The sequence below is a fragment of the Microbulbifer maximicatervae (SeqCode) genome (assembly GCF_052468095.1).
Map to the genome: position 1 here is coordinate 1,919,116 of NZ_CP174332.1, position 20,635 is coordinate 1,939,750.

Genomic DNA, 20,635 nt, shown 5'->3' on the forward strand with positions numbered 1-20,635 from the left:
CTTCAGCTTTGCTGCCTAAAGCAAGATAGCAGGTGGAGAATAGGTGACAGGGCCGTAACTGCGCATTGCAAATTAGGTGAGAGTGAAAGATCGGATGGGTTAATTGGAGCTGTGGAATATCTTTAATGCCCGCTTGGTATACGGTTCGCTGTGTTTATGCATGAAGTGATGGTCGGGGAGCAGCGCGGCGAGATAGATATTACTTTATCCCGCAATTACCTGGCATTCACGGCGGGTGACATGGTGCTATTTCAGGGCGGGGGCGCTGCCGTATTGATAGAGTGAATATTGATCGAGGCGAGCAAAAATACAAACTGATCCGCGACCGCAAAAGCGCCTATCAAAGCCAGTTCCTTACCGGCTAACGGTGACTGGCGATAGCACCGACACCAGCGTCACTAGTCTGACTATCGCCGACCCGGGAACCGTCACTATTTAAGTGAGCCAAATCAACAGCATCACCGGCACCGGCCTGGCTGCGGAAATAACGGTATAAGCAGGATAAAAGAACCATGAGCAATACACCTAACAACGCCATACTCTACGCCGCTGAAAGCACCCTGGACCCAGGCGCGAGCCTCAGCAAGCCCTGGATACGATCAACGCGCCTTTACAGATCGATGCGCCCGGAATCCAAGACGCTCCCCTGGCCAGTGCCAGCGACCGCTAAATAGTTGCTACCGTAGCAATGGGTGGGCAAATCAAAACGGCCAGCTGGCCCGCTACGTGGCCGATCCCGGCTACTGACAATTTTTCCCGGCAAAGGTCGCACTGAATCAGGAGAACAGCTTGCTGTATATCAACGACAGCAGTGGCTGGCAGGTGGCCAACCTCCTGGCAACTTTGTCACAGATTACTGGGAATGCTTCAGCGGATTTATCCGGGATGGTTGGGTAGATGCTGGCATTGCTAAACAATATTTATTGGGATAACCAAGTCACCTAGCCTACTTTGTATATCTGGGATTAAAAGCATCCTCATCTATGCACAGGTAAAAAGGTGTTAACTTTCTGACTTTTAAGGGGTTTCCAAAAATATATATGGCACCCAAAATGTCTGGGTATAATGCAGCTGCAATATACCAATTTGTGTACACTGGCGCCAACTGTCGATAGGTTAATGTTACTTAAAGGCTTTTTATATCGTGGTCGAAGGAAGTTTGTGGGTATAGTGGTGGGTGAAATATTGCAGCTGCTTTTGAATACACTGTTAAGCGTTCAAGGAAGAGCATTGAAGATAGCTACCATATTAGCACTAGTAATAATTAGCAATCCTGCTTGGGGGAATAGTCTTAATACAGTCAAAAAAATACAGGAAAGTATTTCTGCTAATCTATCGCAAGGCGATAGTCAGGACGTAATTGAAGAATATTTAGCCTCAGCTAACATTGTGTATTCTTACGATAAGTATTCTTTTAGATATCAGGCCATAGTACGAGAAAATGAGGCTGACTGTAACTTTGAATCTATATTTCTTTGGCTATTCTATGAATGTGCCATTCAAATATATATCAACTTAAATGAGCGAGGGGACTACAAAGATCATGAGGTTTTCCAAACTTATTCTGGCTTATAGCGTTGCAATGCTTAACAATGCAGCAAGCAACGCCCAAGCAAGCTTGGGTTGGGCCTACATTCCGCAGCTTCGCTGCTCCATTTCGGACCGTGTTGGCGGCGCTAGGAGTCTCGATGGATCAAGAATTTGAAAATTTTAAAAAGCTATATGATGAAGAGCTCCACCAGGAAACACTGACTGCTGATTTTATTGTGGACGCAGCTTTTAGATTTCTCACGAAAGGAAATGTAATAGATATTCTCAAACTTTTAGCCTCAGACGAGATTGGGGCCAATGAGATGTTCTGGAAAGAGATTAACAGATCGCCAGTGTCAGACGAAGACTGGGAGAAGTGGGTTTATATAGTGGGGGAGGTAAGCCATGAAGAGTATAAGAGAAATATGCGAGAAAAAATCGAGCTCGTGAGGAATAATATTGATCCGCTAGAAAAAGCTGCAATTCAATGTTCAGGGTTCAGTAATGTGTGGCGCTCCTAACAAAGTGCTGCTAGGGTCAAACCTACGCTACGCTACGCTCCGGTTTCCTCAGAGCACGACGTTAAATGTACAGAGAGCTATGACAGAACGATTTGACAAGTTGATGGGGCTAGTAGATCCAATAATTGATAAGTATTTGGAGGCTAGATCAGAGAGTCTAAATGAGCATGAGTTAGTGCTAGTTAGTGTATGGGTGTTGGAAGCTGAAGTGAATAACGGAGGGTTTAATCAGTTCTTTTGGAATTCCGCTGGAGATATCTCCATCGAAACTGTTGCGTCTTTGCATAAAATTGGTGCGTCAAAAACGGCTAGCATTGTCGAAGCGGCGAATGCTAGTTTTGGTGAGATGGGTCCACCTAAAGACCGAGAAGTTCGTCAACAGGAACTTGTGGCACTTGAGGAAAGTGGGGCTTTAAAATTAGATTCACTAGATTCTGATTTTTATAAATATCCTAACGACTTGGAAGAGTTGATGTACGCATATGCAAAAAACAACAATCTCCTGTAAAACATTTAACAAAGCTAGACAAGTTCGCGCTTCGTGCTGGACCTCGTCGCTTAGACTCCTCAGCCCTTGCTAGTGGCGTTAACACTCATGGATAGATTGGTGGTTAGATCCCTCAGTATTATCTTCTTTCTGTTGCTCGCTTATGGGTGCACACAAAGCGGTCAGGTGGTAGATTCTTCGGGCGTAGAATACAGTGAATATTTTCAGTGTCTTATCTACTCAGAAGACAATACCATCAGCTTTGACGCATTCATCACCCTGGGTAAAGAGCGCCTACCAAATACATATGCTCTTTCCCCGAGCCAAGAGAAGTACCTCTCATCCCCGGACACTATTCTCTCAGTGAATGAAGTCTATATCCGAAATCATAGTGAGGATCCAGTTCAGCTGTCCAATTTAGTTATTGGGGAAGGGGTAGGAAGCTTCACTAGGCAGTACCAACCTCAAGCAATTAGGGTGGCATCAGGGGCAGTGGTCTTATCTAGCCCTATCGTAGATGTCACATCAATATATGGTCCGTCCGAATTACCATGCAATATAAGCTACGAAATCCAGGGAGAGTCCTACGCACTGACAGGTAAATGGAAACGGCTTACCATCAGAGAACTTAAGCGTTAACCAAAAAATAAAGCATGATTTCTGAGAGAGAAAATACGATTATTGCGGCAGCATTTGAATACTGGATCGAAAAGTGGGGCTCGGAATGTCCGACTTTGTTTGGCTTTGAGAAAGAAACGCTGGAATCGATAAACGCCGCTTGGCCACAAAGTATATCGGAGTGCTCATATGAGTGTGCATTAGCCATAAATAGTTCATTCGGTGAAATCTTGTACGGAGCTTCTGCGCTAAACGTAACTAAGTTCCATTCTATCTTGGGTTTTGAGCGTAATGAGATTGAAGTGTTGTTTAAAGCCCTTCGGTCAGAATTGGAGCGTAAAATTGGTTAACAAGGCCAAGTGGCATCGACTCTCCGGGGCTGGACCTCGCTACGCTCAGCCGCTGTTGGGAGCGTTATCCCAACCTCTTCCAGAGTTGCTAGCTACTCTCAATGACCGAATGAATATGCTTGCGAAAATTCTCCGGTAGTTGCGAATAGAGTCGAGCAGTAAAAGGGGGAAATGGAATCTGTGCAAAATAGTGCAGGTTCTCCACTCCGTAAATCTCCACCAAAGTAATCCCCACGGCCTCACACCATACCGGCAGCAGGTCCGCCGGAACTCTTTGTACGCCCGTTTCCATTTTCGAAATTTGAGATGACGCAAGCCCCAGCTGTCTTGCCGGCTGTGCAATCATCATCCTCTCCCGTTTCCGTACGTTGCTCAGGAGATCGCCTAGTGATCCGGCCTCAAATATCGAGGTGCGTTTGGCGGCTTGTCGTCATAAGGCAATAAAGATGGCCGGTGTTAGGTGACACAAGATTGAGATAGGGCTAGCAGTTACAAGGAGTTGCGCATGCCTATAAAAGCGCAAGTGGAGCAATTGCAGCGGGTCGCAGGCCTGTGTGTGGCCCTGGAGCGGGTAACAGGCTGCCCTGATTTAGCGGGAATGGATGCCGTGTTAAAGCTGATAGGTGAGGAAGTGAGCACCACTATCCAAGGTGTTATCTATTCGGCTGAGTCAAAAGGAGGTGGCGGCGCCGAGATGGCTTGAGTACAAAATACCTGTGAGGCCCTGGAGTCACACTGGCTACTTGTCTTTATTGGGTGCTCGCCACTACACTGTATAAAAATACAGTACATTGCTAGAGCACATGAAACTTTCCCCTCTATACGGCAGTGGTGTTAGCTGCGGCTTTCCCTCGCCAGCGGATGACCACAAAGAAGCAGCGCTGAGCCTGGATCAACACTTGATAACCAGCCCGGCGGCGACATTCCTCGCCCGCGCTAACGGCGACTCTATGCAGAACCTCGGCATCTTTGACCGGGATCTGCTGGTAGTCGACCGATCATTAACGCCAATACACGGTGATGTGGTGGTGGTTGCCCTCGATGGGCAGTTAACGTGCAAGGTGCTCGACCGCCAACAGGGCCGCCTGCTATCAGCCAATGATAAATACGCACCGATTCCCATTTGGGAGGGGCAGGAATTGATTGTTGAGGGAGTGGTCAAGGCTTCCGTGCGGTACCACCGGTCCTGCTGATGTTGGCACTGGTTGATTGCAACAGCTGCTATGCCAGCTGCGAACAGATATTCCGCCCCGACCTGCGCGGGCTCCCGGTGGTAGTCCTTTCCAATAATGATGGTTGCGTGGTGGCTCGCTCGAAAGAGGCCAAGGTATTAGGTATTCCTGATTTGCAGCCGTTCTTCAAGATCGAGCATCTGTTGCGAAAGCACGGGGTAAAGATCTTCTCGAGTAATTACGCCCTGTACGGCGATATTTCCCACCGGGTAATGATAACGCTGAAGCAGTACAGTCCAGAGGTTGAAGTCTATAGCATCGATGAGATGTTTCTGGATCTACATGGGTTGCAAGAGTGTCTACTGGATTACGGCCAGCAAATAAGGCAAGTCCTCTGGCGGGATGTTCGCATGCCGGTGGGCGTTGGCATTGCTCCCAGTAAAACCCTGGCCAAGCTGGCAAATAGAGTCGCCAAGAAGATCCCCAGGTGTCAGGGCGTCTGCGTCTTGGACTCCTCCGCAAAGTGGCAATGGCTGCAGCGACGCACTGAAGTGGGTGATGTGTGGGGTGTAGGCAGGCGTCTATCAAAGCGACTCGGGCACCTGGGAATCAAGACAGCCTATGACCTAGCACAAGCCAACCCGAAAATTCTACGCAGCCATACGAATGTAAATATTGAGCGCACGATAGAAGAGCTAAATGGCATTAGTTGCTTAAGCCTGGAAGAGCAGCCACCGGCCAAGAAACAGATCTATTGCACACGCTCATTCGGCGAAAAGCTCACCGATCTGCAGCCGATACTGCAGGCCGTTACCTTGTACGCGAGCAGGGCGGCGGAGAAGCTGCGGGCCCAGGACTCCCTGGTAAAGTCTATCCATGTCTTCCTGCATACCTCACCCCATGAGCCGCTCTACTACAGCCGCAGCACCGTGGTACAAAGCCCATACCCCACGGATGACACACGGCTGATAGTGCAGCTGGTAAAGCGCGCCATTACAGAGCTGTTCCTGCAGGGACATAGATTCCTGAAAGCGGGGGTAGGGCTGGTAGAGCTTATCCCCCGCTCACTGGGCCAGGGCGACATGTTCACCACGGGCCAGCCAATACGATCAGATGAGACCATGCAGGCCATGGACCAGATCAATCAACGGTTTGGCCGGGGCACCTTGTTTCTGGGGGCTGAAGGTATCGACAAGAAGTGGAAGATGAGGCAGGAGCATCGATCGCCAGCCTATACGACTCAGTGGGACCAGCTACCGGAGATTACGATCTAGCTGCTGCGTAAGCGTATGAGGTCTTTGTAAGGTTAATGGGCGGGCTCTCGTGGAGCCTGCAAAAGAGCTAAATCGACCTAATGTTCACGGAAAGGGGTAGATGATAAAGACGTTGGTGCGCTGCCGCAGTTGGCGCGTATCGTATAGAGTTTGCGTCATCTGAAACGTTGCGGACTAGCAAAAGCTAAGTGGGGGAACAAGTGGGGGGATAAAAATAGCAGAAACAAAAAAGCCCTGAAAAATCAGGGCTTTCTGTATGAATAATGGCGGTGGGGCAGGGATTCGAACCCTGGGACCTGTTACAGTCAACGGTTTTCAAGACCGCCGCTTTCGACCACTCAGCCACCCCACCAAATTGTGCTGCGCATTATACATGGCTTCCGGGGATGTACAAGCGCCATTTTGATTTTTTTTATATAGTTCAATAAGTTAGGTGATTTATTGACCAGCTCAAGGCTTACTGTCAGGTTGATAAGGCCACCCCGGCCATTGGCTGGGGCGGCTTGGCAGCTATCGCTTAGCTCGCTTCTGCAGAGTCGCGATCGATATCTGCGTTGGCATCAACTTCCACGGCCTTGCGGCTGATACGCGGGTCGTTGGCCGGGCGGGCGAGGGCACGCGGATTGTGCTCAATTGCTGCCGGTTGCGCGGTATCCAGCGGCTGCTGGGAGCCCACTTTGCGGTGCTCAGTAACAATTGAGAATTCACCCAGTGGTTTGGGGTTGATACGCGGATCATTTACTGCGCGTCCCTGGCTGGGTGCGGTCGGTCCCTCTTCGGAAGCTGCCTGCTCGGCGGCAACAATTTCTTCCTGAGCTTCCGGCTCGCTGGTGCCTGCCTGTTCCTGCAAAGCTTCAGCTGCAGCTTGTGCTTCTTCAAGCACGATTTCCTCTGCTGCTTCTACTTCTGGTTTGGCAGGAGTGGCCTCAGCTTTGGGAGCAGCCGGAACTTCTGCCGTGGTGGCTTTTCGTGCTGGTGCTTGCTCTACAGGCTTGACCTGCTCGGCAGCTGGCGCAGCTGCTTTTTCTACCGGGGTAGCTTTGGGCTTGGGCTGAGTAGGTTGCTGCGGCTCGGCGGTGGCAGCTTTGGCTACCTGTGGGGTGCTTTGCGGTTGGGCTGCTGGCTTCGGGGTCTCTTGTGCAGGTTTCTCCTCGTGGGCAGTTCGCACCGGCATGGTAATGGCGGGTTGGGCTGCTTGCTTGGGAGCTCTCTGCGGCTTATGAGACTCTTTCGCTTTGGCCTTGGGTTTGGATGCCTCGGTGCGAGTCTCTTTTACGACTTCCTTAGTTTTGCGGACCTCGTTTTCGGCTTCGTCGATGGCTTCGTGAACTTCGCGATTCAGCTCTTCCTGGCTGTGAGCTACCGCGGTTGCTGCGGTGTTCTCACTGCGGCGTCCGCCGCGACGGCGCGCCTGAGGGCGGCCGCGCACATTGCTCGGGCGACGTGCTGGGCGTTGCTGATCGGAGGTGTCTCCAGCCTGTTCGTTGGTATCAACGGTATTTTGGGCTTCAGCAGTTTGAGCGCGGTTGTCGCTGCGGCGGTTGTCGTTGCGGCGACGGCGACGTCTGCGCTGACCTTCACCTTGGCGATCGGAGGCGCTGTCATGCTCATCCAGCTTGGCGCTGCGCTTATCTTCGCGTTGGTCGTCGCGCTTATTGTCTTCGCGGCGATCATCCTTGCGGCGCGCGGGGCGGCCGCTGCGGTTGTTGCGATTTCCGCGCTGGTTGCGATTGCGGTTGCGCTGCTGGTAGTCCTTGCCACGGCCTTTGGACTTTTGATGCTTCTTCGGCTCTTCCTCTTCTGCGGTGAAGAAGGAGGCGATAGCGCTAATCAATCGGCTGAAGAGTCCAGGCTCTTCCTTTTTCTCCGGAGTGGGTGCTGGAGCGGTGTGGGCAATTTGCTGCACGGCCGCTTGTGCTGCAGCTGGACGCTGTGGCTTTTCCTCTTTCTTGGTCACTGTCTCTTCGGCAGTGCCAGAAATCTTGTAGGAAGTTTCCAGGGTGGCAGTGTCATCGTCACGCAGGCGCTGAACTTCAAAGTGCGGCGTTTCCATTTCCGCGCTGGGTACAACTACTACGCGAGTGGAATTGCGGGACTCGATCTGGGAGATCGTTTTGCGCTTTTCGTTCAGCAGATAGGTCGCGACATTCACCGGGGTGATCGCACGGATCTCGGCGCTGCGCTCTTTCTTCGCTTCCTCTTCTACCAGGCGGAGAATGGAGAGAGCCAGAGACTTGGTGCCGCGAATAGTGCCTTGACCGCTACAGCGGGGGCAAACGCGGAAGGTGGTTTCACCCAGGGATGGGCGCAGGCGCTGGCGGGACATCTCCAGCAGTCCGAAGCGGGAGATGCGGCCAACTTGAACGCGGGCGCGGTCCATGCTGAGGGCCTTCTCCATGCGCTTTTCAACTTCGCGCTGGTTGGACTTGCTCTGCATGTCGATAAAGTCGATTACAACCAGTCCGCCCATATCGCGCAGGCGCAGCTGGCGAGCGATTTCGTCGGCGGCTTCCAGGTTGATATTGCGCGCGGTCTCTTCGATATCGCCGCCCTTGGTTGCGCGGGAGGAGTTGATATCGATAGATACCAAGGCCTCGGTCACATCGATAACGATGGAGCCACCGGAGGGGAGCTTCACTTCGCGCTCGAACGCTGTCTCAATCTGGCTTTCAATTTGATAGCGATTGAACAGCGGGATGGCGTCTTCGTAGTACTTCACCTTATTGGCGTAGTGGGGCATTACCTGGCGGGCAAACTCTGCGGCCAGCTCAAAGGCGCCTTTGTCGTCGACAATAACTTCGCCGATATCATCGCGCATGTAGTCGCGGATGGCGCGGATAATGACGTTGCTTTCTTGGAACAGGAAGTGTGGCGCCTTGGAGGTATCAGCTTCTTCCTTGATGGCATTCCAAAGTTGCAGCAGGTAGTTGAGGTCCCATTGCAGCTCGTCACCGCTGCGGCCAACGCCGGCGGTGCGCACGATGATGCCCATACCTGAGGGGACATCTACACTGGCCAGTGCGTCGCGGAGCTCGGAGCGCTCATCACCTTCAATGCGGCGGGAGATGCCACCGGCACGAGGGTTGTTGGGCATTAACACCAAATAGCGGCCGGCGAGGCTGACAAAGGTGGTGAGGGCGGCGCCTTTGTTGCCGCGCTCTTCTTTGTCCACCTGGACAATAACTTCCATGCCTTCTTTGACAACATCTTTGATTTTGATGCGGCCTTCGATGTCTTTGGGCTGCTTGAGGAAGTACTCGCGAGAGATTTCTTTCAGGGGGAGGAACCCGTGGCGCTCTTCGCCGTAGTCGACGAATGCAGCTTCGAGGGAGGGTTCTACACGGGTAATCTTACCTTTGTAGATGTTCGCTTTTTTCTGCTGGCGGGTTCGGTTCTCAATATCTAAATCATAGAGCCACTGGCCGTCGACCAGGGCAACACGCAACTCTTCAGGTTGAGTTGCGTTGATTAGCATTCTTTTCATGCGTGTCGTTTTCCTTGCGTTGCGCAAAGGTGTGACACCGCTACTCACAGGCTTGCTTGTTGGCTGCCCGGTGGAGAGGACCACCAGGCAGGGCAGGGAAAATAAGGTATGCCAGCTCTACCGCGCCATGGATCTATGCGGCTTGTTGAGACTGGCATTTGCCTATTATTCGCTCTGCAAAAACTCCGGATACGCGCTGTTATTGCGCTATCCGTTGGTACCTTTAATACCTTTTGTTAGTACTGCCCTGTACCTGTGCTGCAGGCTTCTGCAGCAGGGTTGGGCGCCACCCCTTGGTTTGTTTCATGCTGGGCGGCAAGGTTTGCGTCAATCATCAGAGGTTCTGCAGTTCAGCTTTTGGCTGATACCCATTCTTCTTAATTTTTTTACCAGGCTTGCGGAAGCTGTGCTGCCCTGGTTGCCAGTTCGGTTGCTGGCTCGTCGTATTCTGCAAAACCGGACGCAAGTTTGAGTCGTCCTTTCAAGCGCTGCGGGTCACGGCCCGTCTTACCTTCGCGATAATTACCCGCATAACCGCGGGCTGTTGTTGCCGGTGAGCTCCCCTCTGGTTCTGGTAATTGGGGGACATCTCAACGGCTAAGTTTTATCAATGACGCGGCATCCCCGCGCACCGACCGAATGGGGTATTTTCGTTGGGGTCACGGCTATCTCTTCATGTGGGAAGTCGCCTTTGACCGAAAATACGCCGAATTCAGGCCGGCCGAATATAGCATGGGCAGGGAGGTGCTTCAATTGTATCCCTGGCAACGCTATGATGCGCGTCATGCGAAGTATACCCCACCCCAAGAAGGCTCCGGCCGAGACCCCATCAAAGACCTCGAATCCATCTGGCGGCGTGCAGCTTTTAACTGTACCTGAAGAGCTGGCGGGACAGAGGATCGACAATTTCCTCCAGGCGCGCCTCAAGGGTGTGCCGCGTTCACGTATATACCGAATCCTGCGTAAGGGTGAGGTAAGAGTAAATAAAGGACGAATAAAGGCTGAATACAAGTTAAAGGCGGGCGATGTGGTGCGAGTGCCGCCAATTCGTGTTGCCGAGCAGGCAGAGGCCCCTCTCGCTGGTGAATCTCTGCGCCAGCTGATCCAAGAGTCCATACTTTATGACAAGCACGGGCTTATGGTGATCAATAAACCGTCGGGCCTTGCGGTCCATGGCGGCAGCGGTGTCAGATTGGGCCTGATTGAAGTTTTGCGCCAGATGTTCCCGCAAAGCCCGTTTATTGAGTTGGTGCACCGCCTGGACCGGGATACCAGTGGCGCCATCATGGTGGCCCGCAAACGCGCGGTATTGCAACATGTTCAGTCGGAGTTGCGGGCGGGAAAGATCGGTAAATCGTATCAGGCATTGGCGGTGGGCAAGTGGCCCCGAGGTCGCCGCGTTGTTGAGGCACCTTTGCGCAAGAACACTTTGAAAAGCGGCGAGAGAATGGTGTCAGTGCACCCTGAGGGCAAGCCTTCAGAGACTCGCTTTAAGTTGATTGAGAGATTTAAGGCGGCGACTTTGCTTTCCGCAGAGCCGGTCACCGGGCGAACACACCAAATTCGAGTTCATGCTCAGTTTGTTGGTTGCCCTTTGGCGGGCGACAACAAGTACACCTCGGACGAAGTCAATCGTGAATTTCGCGGTCGCGGTCTGAAGCGTCTCTTTTTGCACTCGGCTTCAGTGCGCTGCTCTTTGCCAGATGGCTCCAAGGTTGAGGTGGAGGCTCCACTCCCTGCGGAGCTGAGTGTAGTGCTGAATAGATTAAGGGAAGAGTAGGGCGTTCTTTTGTTATGTTGGTAATCCTCGATTGGGACGGGACGGTTTGTAATTCTGAGGCGCGTATCGTCGATTGTATGTTGCGGGCAGCAGATAGAGCCGGTTTGCCGGTGCTTGCCCCGGAAGCGGTTAGCAACATCATCGGGCTTGGTCTGCCGGAGGCGATATCCTCTCTGTTTCCGGAGGCTGCCAGTGAGGAAAAACTCACGTTGCGCCAACTTTACTTTGATGAGTGGATGGCGGCCCGGGTTGAACCCTTGCCGTTATTTGAGGGGGTCCTGGATACCCTGGACCAGTTGCTGTGCGGTGGTCACCAGTTGGCGGTAGCGACTGGGAAGAGTCGGCAGGGGCTCAATCGGGAATTTGAGGAGCACGGCCTCGGCCACTTGTTTGCCGCCAGTCGTTGTGCGGATGAGACCGCTTCCAAGCCTGACCCGCTGATGCTGAATGAGTTGCTACATGAGACCGGAACCGGTCCGGAGCAGGCGGTAATGGTAGGGGATACCGTATACGACTTGGAAATGGCGGCGGCGATCGGTATGCCCTCTATCGGGGTGAGCTATGGCGCTCATTGCCCAATCCGGCTGCAGGGGTGCGGCCCCAAGGTTGTTATCGATCGTTTCTCTGAGCTGCTCCGCTGGCCGCCACTCCTTTAAGTGGCCTGCGGGCCCAATGGATCTATGCCAAAGTGGTTCAGCATGTCGGTAAGGCGGATTAGTGGCAGCCCTACCAGGGTGTTGATATCTGCTCCTTCAAGCCTTTCAAATAGGGCGATACCTAGCCCTTCCACCTTAAAAGAGCCGGCGCAATCGTAGGGTTGTTCCAGCTCTACATATCGTTCAATTTGCTCTGTGCTCAACTGCCGAAAGTAGACGGTGAAGGTTTCCGTATCGCCCAACTGCTCTCCGCTTGCGCTATTCAGCAGGCTCAAGCCGGTGTGGAACATCACTTTTTTGCCGTTGCAGGCTTGCAGCTGGGCGATGGCGCGCTCCCTACTGCCTGGCTTGCCAAGTATTTGACCGTCGCAAGAGGCAACTTGATCTGAACCGATAATCAGTGATTTCGGGTGGCGGCCTGCCAGGGCGCGCGCTTTCTCTGTGGCGAGGCGCAGGGCGAGTGCAGCTGGCGCTTCCCCCGCCTGTGGTGCTTCATCTATATGGGGCGAATCCTGCTGAAAGGGGATGCCAAGCTGTTGTAGTAGGGTTCTGCGGTAAGGAGAGCTGGAGGCTAGTATCAGAGGGTGGGGCATTCTGGTGGATTTTCCGCTGGGTCGAATAGTGGTTTGTGACCGGGCGATACTGCAATGCCTGATTTGTTTTGACAAGGCTAAGGTGAGTCCATAGAATTGCGCGCTTATGTCGATAGCCCCCTCTAAATCAGTATTGCCAAAGAGCATTGATGCTCGGAAATTGGTACAGCGAGAGCAGTTGCTCGATGGTGTTTTGCCGTTGGAGTCCCTGCCTCGGGTTGGTAGCGCAGTTGAGTCTGTCCACGGAGAGATTTCTGCTGAATTGCAGTTTGAGCGAGACTTGCAAGGTCACCAAACGGTGAGCGGCAAGGTTCAACTTGCAGTTGACCTCTTGTGTCAGCGCTGTTTGTCACCGGTCCATGAGCAGATCGAGGCACAGTTTAGCTGGGGTATCGTATGGACTGAGGAGCAGGGTAAGGCCCTGCCCAAAGATCTGGACCCGGTGATCCAGGACGGCGATGAGCTGGACTTGCACCAGATCCTTGAAGATGAAATTTTGCTCAATTTGCCAATGGTGGCTTATCACCAGGAAGAATGTGTCTCCAAGGAGAGCTTTCATTTTGGTGGCGAGGTTGCCGAGGCGGATGAGCAGCAGGCAAACCCCTTTAAAGTGCTGGAGCAGTTGAAGGGTTCGTCGGGTAAATCCTAGGTTTCCCGATGAGTTTGGGCTCGCCGGTAGGCGCCCCGGTTCCAGCGAAATTTGTTTATTTTAGGAGCTAGCAATGGCTGTTCAACAAAACAAGAAGACTCGTTCCCGTCGCGGTATGCGCCGTTCCCACGATGCGCTGGGCGCAGGTGCTACCCTTTCCGTCGATCCGACTACCGGTGAAAAACACCGTCGTCACCACGTGACCAAAGACGGTTTCTACCGTGGTCGCAAAGTGATCGAAGTTAGCGGCGGCTCTGAAGAAGAGTAAGCTTTGTCCAGCCAATTGCGATTGGCCGTGGATGCAATGGGCGGGGACTTAGGTCCCCGCTCTGTCGTTCCGGCATGTATTAGATTTCTTCAAAACTTCCCTGAAGCGCAGCTAAAGCTATTTGGTCCGCGCGCAGAGCTTCAAGCTCTGGTTCATCAAGAGCTGCAGCGCCATCGCCGCCGCGTTACCCGCCGTCTCGAAATTATCCATTGCGAGCAAGTCATCACTCAAGAGTGCAATCCGTTGCAGGCTGTTCGCCATAAGCGCGATTCAACCATGGCGATGGCCCTGAAGAGTGTTGCATCGGGAGATGTGCAAGCAGCAGTTACCTCCGGCAATACCGGCGCCTTGTTGGCGTTGAGTCGCAGTATTCTCGGTAATATCCAAGGTGTTAGGAAGCCGGCGCTCGGTAAGTCTGTACCTTCGGGTATGGGTTCCTGCTATCTTTTGGACCTTGGTGCCAATGTGGATTGCAGTGCTGAGGATTTGCTTCAGTTCGCCCGTATGGGGATTGAGGCTCAGCGGATTCATACTGCCCGCAAGAGCGTGAAGGATATAAAGGTGGCGCTGCTCAATATTGGGGCGGAAGCACATAAAGGTAGCGCCGAAATACGCCGTGCAGCGGAGCTGCTCGATGCGGACCCCGGGGTCAATTATGTTGGCTTTGTTGAGGGGCATGATATTTTTACCGGCTCGGTAGATGTGGTTGTTTGCGACGGCCTGATGGGTAATGTTGCGATGAAATCTGCCGAGGGTGTGATTCGACTAATGGGTCAAAAAGCGTTCACAATCGAGAAAAGAGGGTGTTTCAAGCGTTTTTTTGGCCAATTGGCCATAAAGCTGTTGCGAAAATGGCGTACACAGGTGGAACCTGCTCGCTATAATGGCGCCAGCTTTGTAGGGGTAAAGGGCAACGTGATCAAGAGTCACGGCGGTGCCAGCAGCGAAGCTTTTTATCGGGCGATGGTTACGGCGAAGGAGTGTGCCGATGCTGACCTGGCAGCCAGGGTCGATGCCGCTATGGCACAATCCGGCGAAAGACGCTCCATGGATGAAGGGTAAAAAGCAGTTTTCCCTTACTGAAATCAGCCACATTTAGGTTAAGGATATCTTATGACCAATGCCGCACTCGCATTTGTCTTTCCGGGGCAGGGTTCCCAGAAAATAGGTATGCTCTCTGAGATTGCCCAAGAGGCGCCTGAAATTCAGGCCACTTTTGCCGAAGCATCCAATGTGCTCGGCTATGACCTCTGGGACCTGTGCCAGAATGGCGAGCAGGAAGCCATTAATCTCACCCAGCGTACCCAGCCCCTCTTACTGACTTCCAGTGTTGCCCTTTATCGCATGTGGCGCTCTCGCGGCGGTGCCCAGCCTGCATTCATGGCCGGTCACAGTTTGGGTGAGTGGTCAGCACTGGTGTGCTCTGGCGTTCTGGCATTTAAAGATGCGGTTCATTTGGTTCGCGAGCGCGGCCGCTTGATGCAGGAGGCGGTTCCCGTAGGGGAGGGCGCTATGGCTGCGATCATCGGTCTTGATGATGCAGCTGTCGAAGAAGCTTGTGCTGTTTCTGCTGAGGATGAAATAGTCGCTGCGGTGAATTACAACTCTCCCGGCCAGATTGTTATTGCGGGAAGTAGCGCGGCGGTGCAGCGCGCCATCGAAGCCTGTAAAGCTGCCGGTGCAAAGAAGGCTATGCCTCTTCCGGTCAGTGCTCCATTCCACACTGAGCTGATGCGTCCCGCGGCGGAAAAGCTGACCCCTCAAATAGAGGCGACAGAATTTAACGCGCCGGAAATACCCATCGTGCACAATGTCCACGCTGAGCTTGAATCGGATCCGGAAAAAATTAAGACCCTGATGATCGAGCAGATTTATCGCCCGGTTCGCTGGACTGCCTGCGCACAAAAAATTATTGGCTCCGGAGTGGAGCAAATGGTTGAGTGTGGTCCGGGTAAGGTTTTATCTGGCCTGATCAAACGTGTCGACCGAAGTGTTTCCTGTCACGCAATCGATAGCCCCAGTAACTTTAATGAAGCTCTGCGAGCTACAGCGGTATAAATCGCTCAAAAAGTAGTCCAGTAGTCGAATAAGGATAAGTGAGAATGACCTTACAGATGTCCCTTGAGGGTAAAGTTGCCTTAGTGACAGGTGCAAGTCGCGGTATTGGTGCGGCAATTGCAGATATGCTCGGTGGAATGGGTGCCACAGTTATTGGTACTGCCACCAGCGAATCCGGTGCTGAAAAAATAAGCGCCCGCTTCGCAGAAGCCGGTATCGCAGGTGCTGGTAAAGTTCTGGATGTGGGCAATGCGGAAAGTATTTCCGAGCTTCATGCAGCGATAAAAAATGAGTTTGGTGCTCCTGCGATATTGGTTAATAATGCTGGCATCACCAAGGACAACTTGTTGATGCGCATGAAGGATGACGAGTGGGATTCAGTCGTCAATACGAATTTGACCGCGGTCTATCGCATGAGTAAGGCTTGCCTGCGCGATATGACCAAGGCGCGATGGGGGCGGATTATTAATATCAGCTCCGTCGTAGGTAGTATGGGTAATGCCGGTCAGAGCAATTATGCGGCGACCAAAGCTGGTGTGGGAGGATTTGCCCGCTCCCTGGCTTCAGAGGTGGGCTCCCGAGGAATCACGGTTAATACCGTAGCCCCCGGCTTTATTGATACTGATATGACAAAAGTCTTGCCTGAAGCGCAACGCGAGTTGCTTCTGGGTAAGATTCCTCTCGCGAGGCTCGGGAAGCCGGAAGAAATTGCTTCGGTGGTTTCCTTCCTGGCGAGTGATGCGGGAGGCTATGTCACCGGCGAGACAATTCATGTCAATGGCGGTATGTACATGGCGTAGTTTGTGTTTCAGAATGTCTCTTTAACTTATTGATTTTAGAGATATTTATGTTTTTGCTGATGGTGTTGAGGGGCCGCACATTACATCCCGAAAAACTTGGGGTACAATGGCCTCTGAATTATCCAAAAGCTGTGTGAGCCGGTCGTTATCACCAACAACATTGGATACGGTGAAAAACAATAGCGACTAAAACAGATTTTTACCCACTAGGAGTTAAATTGAATCATGAGCAGCATTGAAGAGCGCGTTAAAAAGATCGTTGCTGAACAACTGGGCGTTAAGGAAGAAGACGTTAAGCCTGAAGCCTCTTTTGTTGAAGATCTGGGCGCTGACTCACTCGACACAGTTGAGCTGGTTATGGCTTTGGAAGAGGAATTCGAAACTGAAATTCCCGATGAAGAAGCTGAAAAAATCACTACTGTTCAGCTGGCAATGGATTACATCAAGGATAACCTTGGTTAATTCCTGCTGGGTAGTTTAGGCACGGGCAGCTCAATATGCTGTACCTAGCCGAGCGATTCTGAAAGCCGTTCTATGTTTCATAGCGCGGCTTTCTTGTTATTGGTACTACGGAATTGTGACTGCTGACCGGATGTTGTTCTTTTAACTACATTGGTGAAGGACGGTAGCAGAAAATTTCAGGGGGGAGCGCAGTGTCGCAAAGAAGAGTTGTTGTAACCGGAATGGGAGTCGTTAGCCCGTTAGGTAACACCCTAGAGGATACTTGGTCTGGGGTACTACAGGGAGCTAATGGTGCTGCTCCGATTGAGACATTTGATGTCTCGGCTTTTTCAACCCGCTTCGCCGCTACTGTAAAGGATTTTGATCCCACGCCATACATGCCCGCAAAAGAAGCGCGCAAGATGGATACTTTCTTGCAGTACGGACTGGTTGCCGGTATTCAGGCTATGCAAGATAGCGGCCTGGAGGTAACCGAAGAGCTGGGTCCGCGCGTGGGTACCTGTATTGGCTCTGGTATGGGCGGTATCCTGGCTATCGAAGATAATTCATTGCTGATTGCCGAAAAAGGCCCTCGCCGTGTATCACCTTTCTTTGTACCTGGCGCCATCATTAATATGGTTGCGGGTAACCTCTCGATTAAATATGGCCTCAAAGGCCCCAATCTGGCAGTGACAACAGCCTGTACCACAGGAACCCATGCGATTGGTCTCGGAGTTCGTGCGATTCAGCACGGTGATGCCGATGTGATGGTATGTGGTGGTGCAGAAATGGTTACCACCCCGGTAGGGCTCGGCGGTTTCTGTGCGGCAAGGGCGCTGTCCACCCGCAATGATGATCCGCAATCAGCAAGCCGTCCCTGGGATAAAGACCGTGATGGTTTTGTGCTGGGTGAAGGGTCTGCGGTACTCGTTTTGGAAGAGTACGAAAATGCAATCGCTCGCGGAGCCAAGATTTATGCAGAAGTAGCTGGCTTTGGTATGAGCGGTGATGCCCACCACATGACCTCTCCTCCGGAAGATGGCGCTGGCGCTGCTCTCTCAATGGAAAATGCCTTGAGAGATTCCGGTATGAGCCCAAGTGATATCCAGTATATCAATGCTCATGGTACTTCTACTCTGCTGGGAGACACAGCTGAAATCCTGGCGGTTAAAAAAGTATTCGCGGGGGTGACGGACTCCCTCGCTGTGAGTTCTACCAAGTCGATGACCGGTCACCTGCTGGGGGCTGCCGGTGCTATTGAAGCCGTTTTCTCGGTATTGTCATTGCGCGACCAGGTTGCGCCCCCCACTATCAATCTCTTCTCCCCGGATGAGGCCTGTGCCGGTATTAACCTGGTGCCCCAAGAGGCCCAGCCGATGGCAATCAATGCAGTCCTATCCAATTCCTTTGGTTTCGGTGGCACCAATGGGTCACTGATATTCAAGCGAGTCTGATTCCCGTGCCCACCGCGAGGTGGGCACACCTGCCTTGGGAGCTCCATGTACCAGTTACCTCAAATGTACTTTCGGGGGCTGGCCGTTGATCAGTTGCCAGATGATGCTGATTACTCGGGTGGAATCCTCGAAACAATGCGCTGTCACAACAAAGGTCTACCGCTTTGGTCTTTCCATCGCGCTCGCCTGGAGCGTTCGGGAGTGTTGGATGAGGCCTGTCTGGGAGAAATTGAGCAGTCGACGTTAAAATTGACAGCCGGCTGTCGCTGGCCTGAGGCGATTGCGCGCCTGCGTGTTGGCAGTGTGCGCGGGCAGCAATGTTGGGATTTGGTGCTGCGGCCGCTGATTGAAACTGCTGAGGGGCAGGTGGGCACTAGCCTTTTCCCTTGTTCGACGAGCTTGCCGATCGGTAGTAATTCGAACCAGGGCTGCAAAACTTTACTCCGTAACCGATATAATGCGGCAAAAGCAGAGCTGCCGGTGGGTCAATTTCTCGATGGATTGATGCTGGATTCGGCGGGAAGGGTCATCGAAACCCTGCGCTGTAATATCCTGGCCCGATTTGGTGGGAAGTGGATGACCCCATCCCTGCACCGGTGTGGTGTTCATGGTGTGATGCGGCAGTGGCTCTCGAGCCATATCCACTGGCAAGAGGAAGACATGGAGCTTTCCGAGCTCTGTGAGGCCGATGAGTTGGCTCTCTGCAACAGTGTTCGAGGTGTATTACCGGTAGTAGAGGTAATCGGTTACAAAAATTGGCCTGTGGGTGTCGAGACCCGCAAGCTACAAAAGCTGATATTGGATAAATTGTGGTGAAGAAAAAGCAAGCGAGTTTCGCTTGGAGAGTGTTGAAGCTGTTATTTGGTGGGCTGGTATTGGCCTGCTTGGTTGCAGTTGCCTCTCTATACGTGGCAAAGGAAGCCTTGGAATCCCCCCTGCCGATTGCACAAGATGGGCTTACGCTTCAGGTGGAAAAGGGCGGAAGTTTGTCCCGAACGCTGCGAAGCTTGCAGGGCGAAGGGATAATCCAGTGGCCGCAAATACTTCTCGCCTATGCCTATTGGGAGGGCACAACAGAAATCCATTCCGGCGAGTATTTAGTTCCCTTTGGCAGTAACGCGCGGGACTTGATTGCACGCCTGAATCGCGGTGAAGTTACCCGCTATCGCATTACGCTATTAGAGGGCTGGACCTTTCGCCAGGCCCTGCGACAAATCCGCTCCGGTGAAAGAATCGTTCAGTCCGAAGAGGGGAGCAATGTCAGTGCCGCTGCCCGGGCTTTGGGTTTAAAGGAAGATGAGGTCGAGGGTTGGATTTTCCCGGATACTTACGTCTATCGGTCCGGTACTACAGATATTGAGCTGCTGCGTCAGGCCTATGATCGGATGCAGAAGGTACTGGATGAGGAGTGGCAATCAAAAGGGGATGATCTGCCCTATAAGTCGCCCTATGAAGCCTTAATCATGGCTTCAATTATCGAGAAAGAGACAGGGCAGCCATCTGAGCGCAGTGAAATAGCCGGTGTTTTTGTACGCAGGCTCAATAAAGGTATGCGTTTGCAGACAGACCCCACCGTAATTTATGGCTTGGGTGAGGACTTTGACGGAAATCTGACCCGTACACACCTGCGCCAGGCAACACCTTATAATACTTATGTTATTAATGGCCTTCCCCCTACGCCGATTGCCCTACCTGGGCGAGCGGCAATTCGGGCCGCTTTAAATCCAAAGCCTGGCAAGAGCTTGTATTTTGTTGGCAAAGGGGATGGATCTCATCATTTCTCAGCGACTCTGACAGAGCACAACCGTGCGGTGCGGGAGTATCAGCTGAAAAGGCGCGCGGATTACCGCTCGAGTCCGGCAAAAGGAAAGAATTAGTGTCGCACGGCAAGTTCATCACCCTCGAGGGTGTAGAGGGGGTGGGGAAATCTACCAATTTACTCTTCATCACCGAGTGGCTCAAAAAGCACAATATTAACTTTATCCAAACCCGGGAGCCGGGAGGCACCCCATTGGCAGAACAGCTGCGCGAGCTGTTATTGGCCAAACGGGATGAATCCGTTGATCCCACGGCGGAATTATTGATGGTGTTTGCCGCCCGCGCGCAACATCTGTCTCAGGTTATACTGCCCGCCTTAAAACGTGGGGATTGGGTGATCTGTGATCGCTTCACCGATGCAACCTATGCCTACCAAGGCGGTGGTCGCAGACTGGATCGACAGTTGATCGAGCAGTTGGAGCAGACAGTTCAAGGGGATTTGCGCCCAGATAAAGTGCTTTTATTGGATCTCGACCCAGAAGTGGGGCTACAGCGAGCTGCACGCACTGGGGAAGCGGATCGGTTTGAGAGTGAGCACCTGGAGTTTTTTCAGCGGGTGCGTGCGGCTTATCGCGATCGAGCTGAAGCTGCGCCTGCCCGTTACGCGGTTGTGGATGCCGGCCAATCTCTGGAACAGGTGCAGATGGATCTAGCCAAGCAATTGGAGCTGTTGCTTTAAGCT

25 protein-coding genes and 1 tRNA gene are annotated in these 20,635 nt (G+C 52.6%); 21 read left to right on the forward strand and 5 right to left on the reverse strand.

Going from position 1 to position 20,635, the window contains the following annotated elements:
* The first annotated feature begins 156 nt into the window (after positions 1-156).
* Positions 157-285 (forward strand): hypothetical protein, encoded by a 129-nt coding sequence (locus ACJJIL_RS08240; RefSeq protein ID WP_445361664.1) that lies wholly within the window; start codon positions 157-159, stop codon positions 283-285.
* A 76-nt stretch (positions 286-361) separates the two neighbouring features.
* Here the strand turns inward: ACJJIL_RS08240 and ACJJIL_RS08245 are convergent, their stop codons facing one another.
* Positions 362-538, reverse strand: coding sequence for a hypothetical protein (locus tag ACJJIL_RS08245; RefSeq protein ID WP_445361665.1), 177 nt, complete (start codon positions 536-538; stop codon positions 362-364).
* A gap of 623 nt (positions 539-1,161) precedes the next feature.
* On the opposite strand from ACJJIL_RS08245, the gene ACJJIL_RS08250 reads away from it, so the two are divergent.
* The 4 genes from ACJJIL_RS08250 to ACJJIL_RS08265 all read left to right on the forward strand — a co-directional run bounded on the left by ACJJIL_RS08250 (position 1,162) and on the right by ACJJIL_RS08265 (position 3,506).
* Positions 1,162-1,575 carry a hypothetical protein gene (locus tag ACJJIL_RS08250; protein ID WP_445361666.1) on the forward strand — a complete coding sequence of 138 codons (414 nt, stop codon included), beginning with the start codon at positions 1,162-1,164 and terminating at the stop codon, positions 1,573-1,575.
* 113 nt (positions 1,576-1,688) lie between these two features.
* Positions 1,689-2,051 (forward strand): hypothetical protein, encoded by a 363-nt coding sequence (locus ACJJIL_RS08255; RefSeq protein WP_445361667.1) that lies wholly within the window; start codon positions 1,689-1,691, stop codon positions 2,049-2,051.
* 79 nt (positions 2,052-2,130) lie between these two features.
* Positions 2,131-2,559 (forward strand): DMP19 family protein, encoded by a 429-nt coding sequence (locus tag ACJJIL_RS08260; protein ID WP_445361668.1) that lies wholly within the window; start codon positions 2,131-2,133, stop codon positions 2,557-2,559.
* Positions 2,560-3,191: 632 nt separating this feature from the next.
* Positions 3,192-3,506: a hypothetical protein gene (locus tag ACJJIL_RS08265; protein WP_445361669.1), complete on the forward strand. Its 315-nt coding sequence runs from the start codon at positions 3,192-3,194 to the stop codon at positions 3,504-3,506.
* A gap of 88 nt (positions 3,507-3,594) precedes the next feature.
* On the opposite strand, the gene ACJJIL_RS08270 is transcribed toward ACJJIL_RS08265, so the two are convergent.
* Complete coding sequence (locus ACJJIL_RS08270) at positions 3,595-3,855, reverse strand: helix-turn-helix domain-containing protein (RefSeq protein WP_444908052.1); 261 nt, start codon at positions 3,853-3,855, stop codon at positions 3,595-3,597.
* Positions 3,856-4,011: 156 nt separating this feature from the next.
* On the opposite strand from ACJJIL_RS08270, the gene ACJJIL_RS08275 reads away from it, so the two are divergent.
* From ACJJIL_RS08275 to ACJJIL_RS08285, 3 genes are all read left to right on the forward strand, one after another.
* Positions 4,012-4,209 (forward strand): hypothetical protein, encoded by a 198-nt coding sequence (locus ACJJIL_RS08275; protein WP_444908053.1) that lies wholly within the window; start codon positions 4,012-4,014, stop codon positions 4,207-4,209.
* Positions 4,210-4,309: 100 nt separating this feature from the next.
* A complete protein-coding gene (locus ACJJIL_RS08280; protein ID WP_444908054.1) occupies positions 4,310-4,699 on the forward strand; it encodes a LexA family protein in 390 nt (129 codons plus the stop codon).
* Complete coding sequence (locus ACJJIL_RS08285) at positions 4,699-5,952, forward strand: Y-family DNA polymerase (RefSeq protein ID WP_445361670.1); 1,254 nt, start codon at positions 4,699-4,701, stop codon at positions 5,950-5,952. The genes ACJJIL_RS08280 and ACJJIL_RS08285 overlap by 1 nt, the downstream gene beginning before the upstream one ends.
* 264 nt (positions 5,953-6,216) lie before the next feature.
* On the opposite strand, the gene ACJJIL_RS08290 is transcribed toward ACJJIL_RS08285, so the two are convergent.
* Both ACJJIL_RS08290 and rne read right to left on the reverse strand, forming a co-directional pair.
* A tRNA-Ser gene (locus tag ACJJIL_RS08290) sits at positions 6,217-6,304 on the reverse strand.
* A gap of 165 nt (positions 6,305-6,469) precedes the next feature.
* Positions 6,470-9,436 (reverse strand): ribonuclease E, encoded by a 2,967-nt coding sequence (rne, locus tag ACJJIL_RS08295; RefSeq protein ID WP_445361671.1) that lies wholly within the window; start codon positions 9,434-9,436, stop codon positions 6,470-6,472.
* On the opposite strand from rne, the gene ACJJIL_RS08300 reads away from it, so the two are divergent.
* The 3 genes from ACJJIL_RS08300 to ACJJIL_RS08310 all read left to right on the forward strand — a co-directional run bounded on the left by ACJJIL_RS08300 (position 9,417) and on the right by ACJJIL_RS08310 (position 11,872).
* Positions 9,417-9,908: a hypothetical protein gene (locus tag ACJJIL_RS08300; protein ID WP_413662286.1), complete on the forward strand. Its 492-nt coding sequence runs from the start codon at positions 9,417-9,419 to the stop codon at positions 9,906-9,908. The two genes, rne and ACJJIL_RS08300, sit on opposite strands and share 20 nt — an antisense overlap.
* A 312-nt stretch (positions 9,909-10,220) precedes the next feature.
* Positions 10,221-11,216: a 23S rRNA pseudouridine(955/2504/2580) synthase RluC gene (gene rluC, locus ACJJIL_RS08305; protein ID WP_413662285.1), complete on the forward strand. Its 996-nt coding sequence runs from the start codon at positions 10,221-10,223 to the stop codon at positions 11,214-11,216.
* A 14-nt stretch (positions 11,217-11,230) separates the two neighbouring features.
* Complete coding sequence (locus tag ACJJIL_RS08310) at positions 11,231-11,872, forward strand: HAD-IA family hydrolase (protein ID WP_445361672.1); 642 nt, start codon at positions 11,231-11,233, stop codon at positions 11,870-11,872.
* Here the strand turns inward: ACJJIL_RS08310 and ACJJIL_RS08315 are convergent.
* Positions 11,869-12,465, reverse strand: a complete 597-nt coding sequence (locus ACJJIL_RS08315) for a Maf family protein (protein ID WP_413662284.1) — start codon at positions 12,463-12,465, stop codon at positions 11,869-11,871. The genes ACJJIL_RS08310 and ACJJIL_RS08315 overlap by 4 nt on opposite strands.
* 106 nt (positions 12,466-12,571) lie before the next feature.
* Here ACJJIL_RS08315 and ACJJIL_RS08320 point away from each other — a divergent pair, with 106 nt between their 5' ends.
* The 10 genes from ACJJIL_RS08320 (at position 12,572) to tmk (ending at position 20,632) form a co-directional block, all read left to right on the forward strand.
* Positions 12,572-13,114: a YceD family protein gene (locus tag ACJJIL_RS08320; RefSeq protein ID WP_108733565.1), complete on the forward strand. Its 543-nt coding sequence runs from the start codon at positions 12,572-12,574 to the stop codon at positions 13,112-13,114.
* A 73-nt stretch (positions 13,115-13,187) separates the two neighbouring features.
* Positions 13,188-13,382, forward strand: coding sequence for a 50S ribosomal protein L32 (rpmF, locus tag ACJJIL_RS08325; protein ID WP_108733564.1), 195 nt, complete (start codon positions 13,188-13,190; stop codon positions 13,380-13,382).
* Between the two features lie 3 nt (positions 13,383-13,385).
* Positions 13,386-14,444, forward strand: coding sequence for a phosphate acyltransferase PlsX (gene plsX, locus ACJJIL_RS08330; RefSeq protein ID WP_282932473.1), 1,059 nt, complete (start codon positions 13,386-13,388; stop codon positions 14,442-14,444).
* A 51-nt stretch (positions 14,445-14,495) separates the two neighbouring features.
* Positions 14,496-15,440 (forward strand): ACP S-malonyltransferase, encoded by a 945-nt coding sequence (gene fabD / locus ACJJIL_RS08335; RefSeq protein WP_444957916.1) that lies wholly within the window; start codon positions 14,496-14,498, stop codon positions 15,438-15,440.
* Between the two features lie 56 nt (positions 15,441-15,496).
* Positions 15,497-16,240 carry a 3-oxoacyl-ACP reductase FabG gene (gene fabG / locus ACJJIL_RS08340; RefSeq protein ID WP_282934677.1) on the forward strand — a complete coding sequence of 248 codons (744 nt, stop codon included), beginning with the start codon at positions 15,497-15,499 and terminating at the stop codon, positions 16,238-16,240.
* Positions 16,241-16,465: 225 nt separating this feature from the next.
* A complete protein-coding gene (gene acpP, locus ACJJIL_RS08345; RefSeq protein WP_020415205.1) occupies positions 16,466-16,702 on the forward strand; it encodes an acyl carrier protein in 237 nt (78 codons plus the stop codon).
* A 191-nt stretch (positions 16,703-16,893) separates the two neighbouring features.
* Positions 16,894-18,135, forward strand: coding sequence for a beta-ketoacyl-ACP synthase II (fabF, locus tag ACJJIL_RS08350; RefSeq protein WP_413662282.1), 1,242 nt, complete (start codon positions 16,894-16,896; stop codon positions 18,133-18,135).
* A gap of 45 nt (positions 18,136-18,180) precedes the next feature.
* On the forward strand, positions 18,181-18,951 hold the full coding sequence (locus ACJJIL_RS08355; RefSeq protein WP_444896975.1) for an aminotransferase class IV: 771 nt from the start codon (positions 18,181-18,183) through the stop codon (positions 18,949-18,951).
* The gene (gene mltG, locus ACJJIL_RS08360) at positions 18,948-20,012 is read left to right on the forward strand and encodes an endolytic transglycosylase MltG (protein ID WP_445361673.1); all 1,065 of its coding nucleotides are present in this window, start codon (positions 18,948-18,950) and stop codon (positions 20,010-20,012) included. Before ACJJIL_RS08355 ends, mltG begins: the two co-directional genes overlap by 4 nt.
* Positions 20,012-20,632 (forward strand): dTMP kinase, encoded by a 621-nt coding sequence (gene tmk / locus ACJJIL_RS08365; RefSeq protein WP_282932477.1) that lies wholly within the window; start codon positions 20,012-20,014, stop codon positions 20,630-20,632. The genes mltG and tmk overlap by 1 nt, the downstream gene beginning before the upstream one ends.
* The last annotated feature ends 3 nt before the right edge of the window (positions 20,633-20,635 follow it).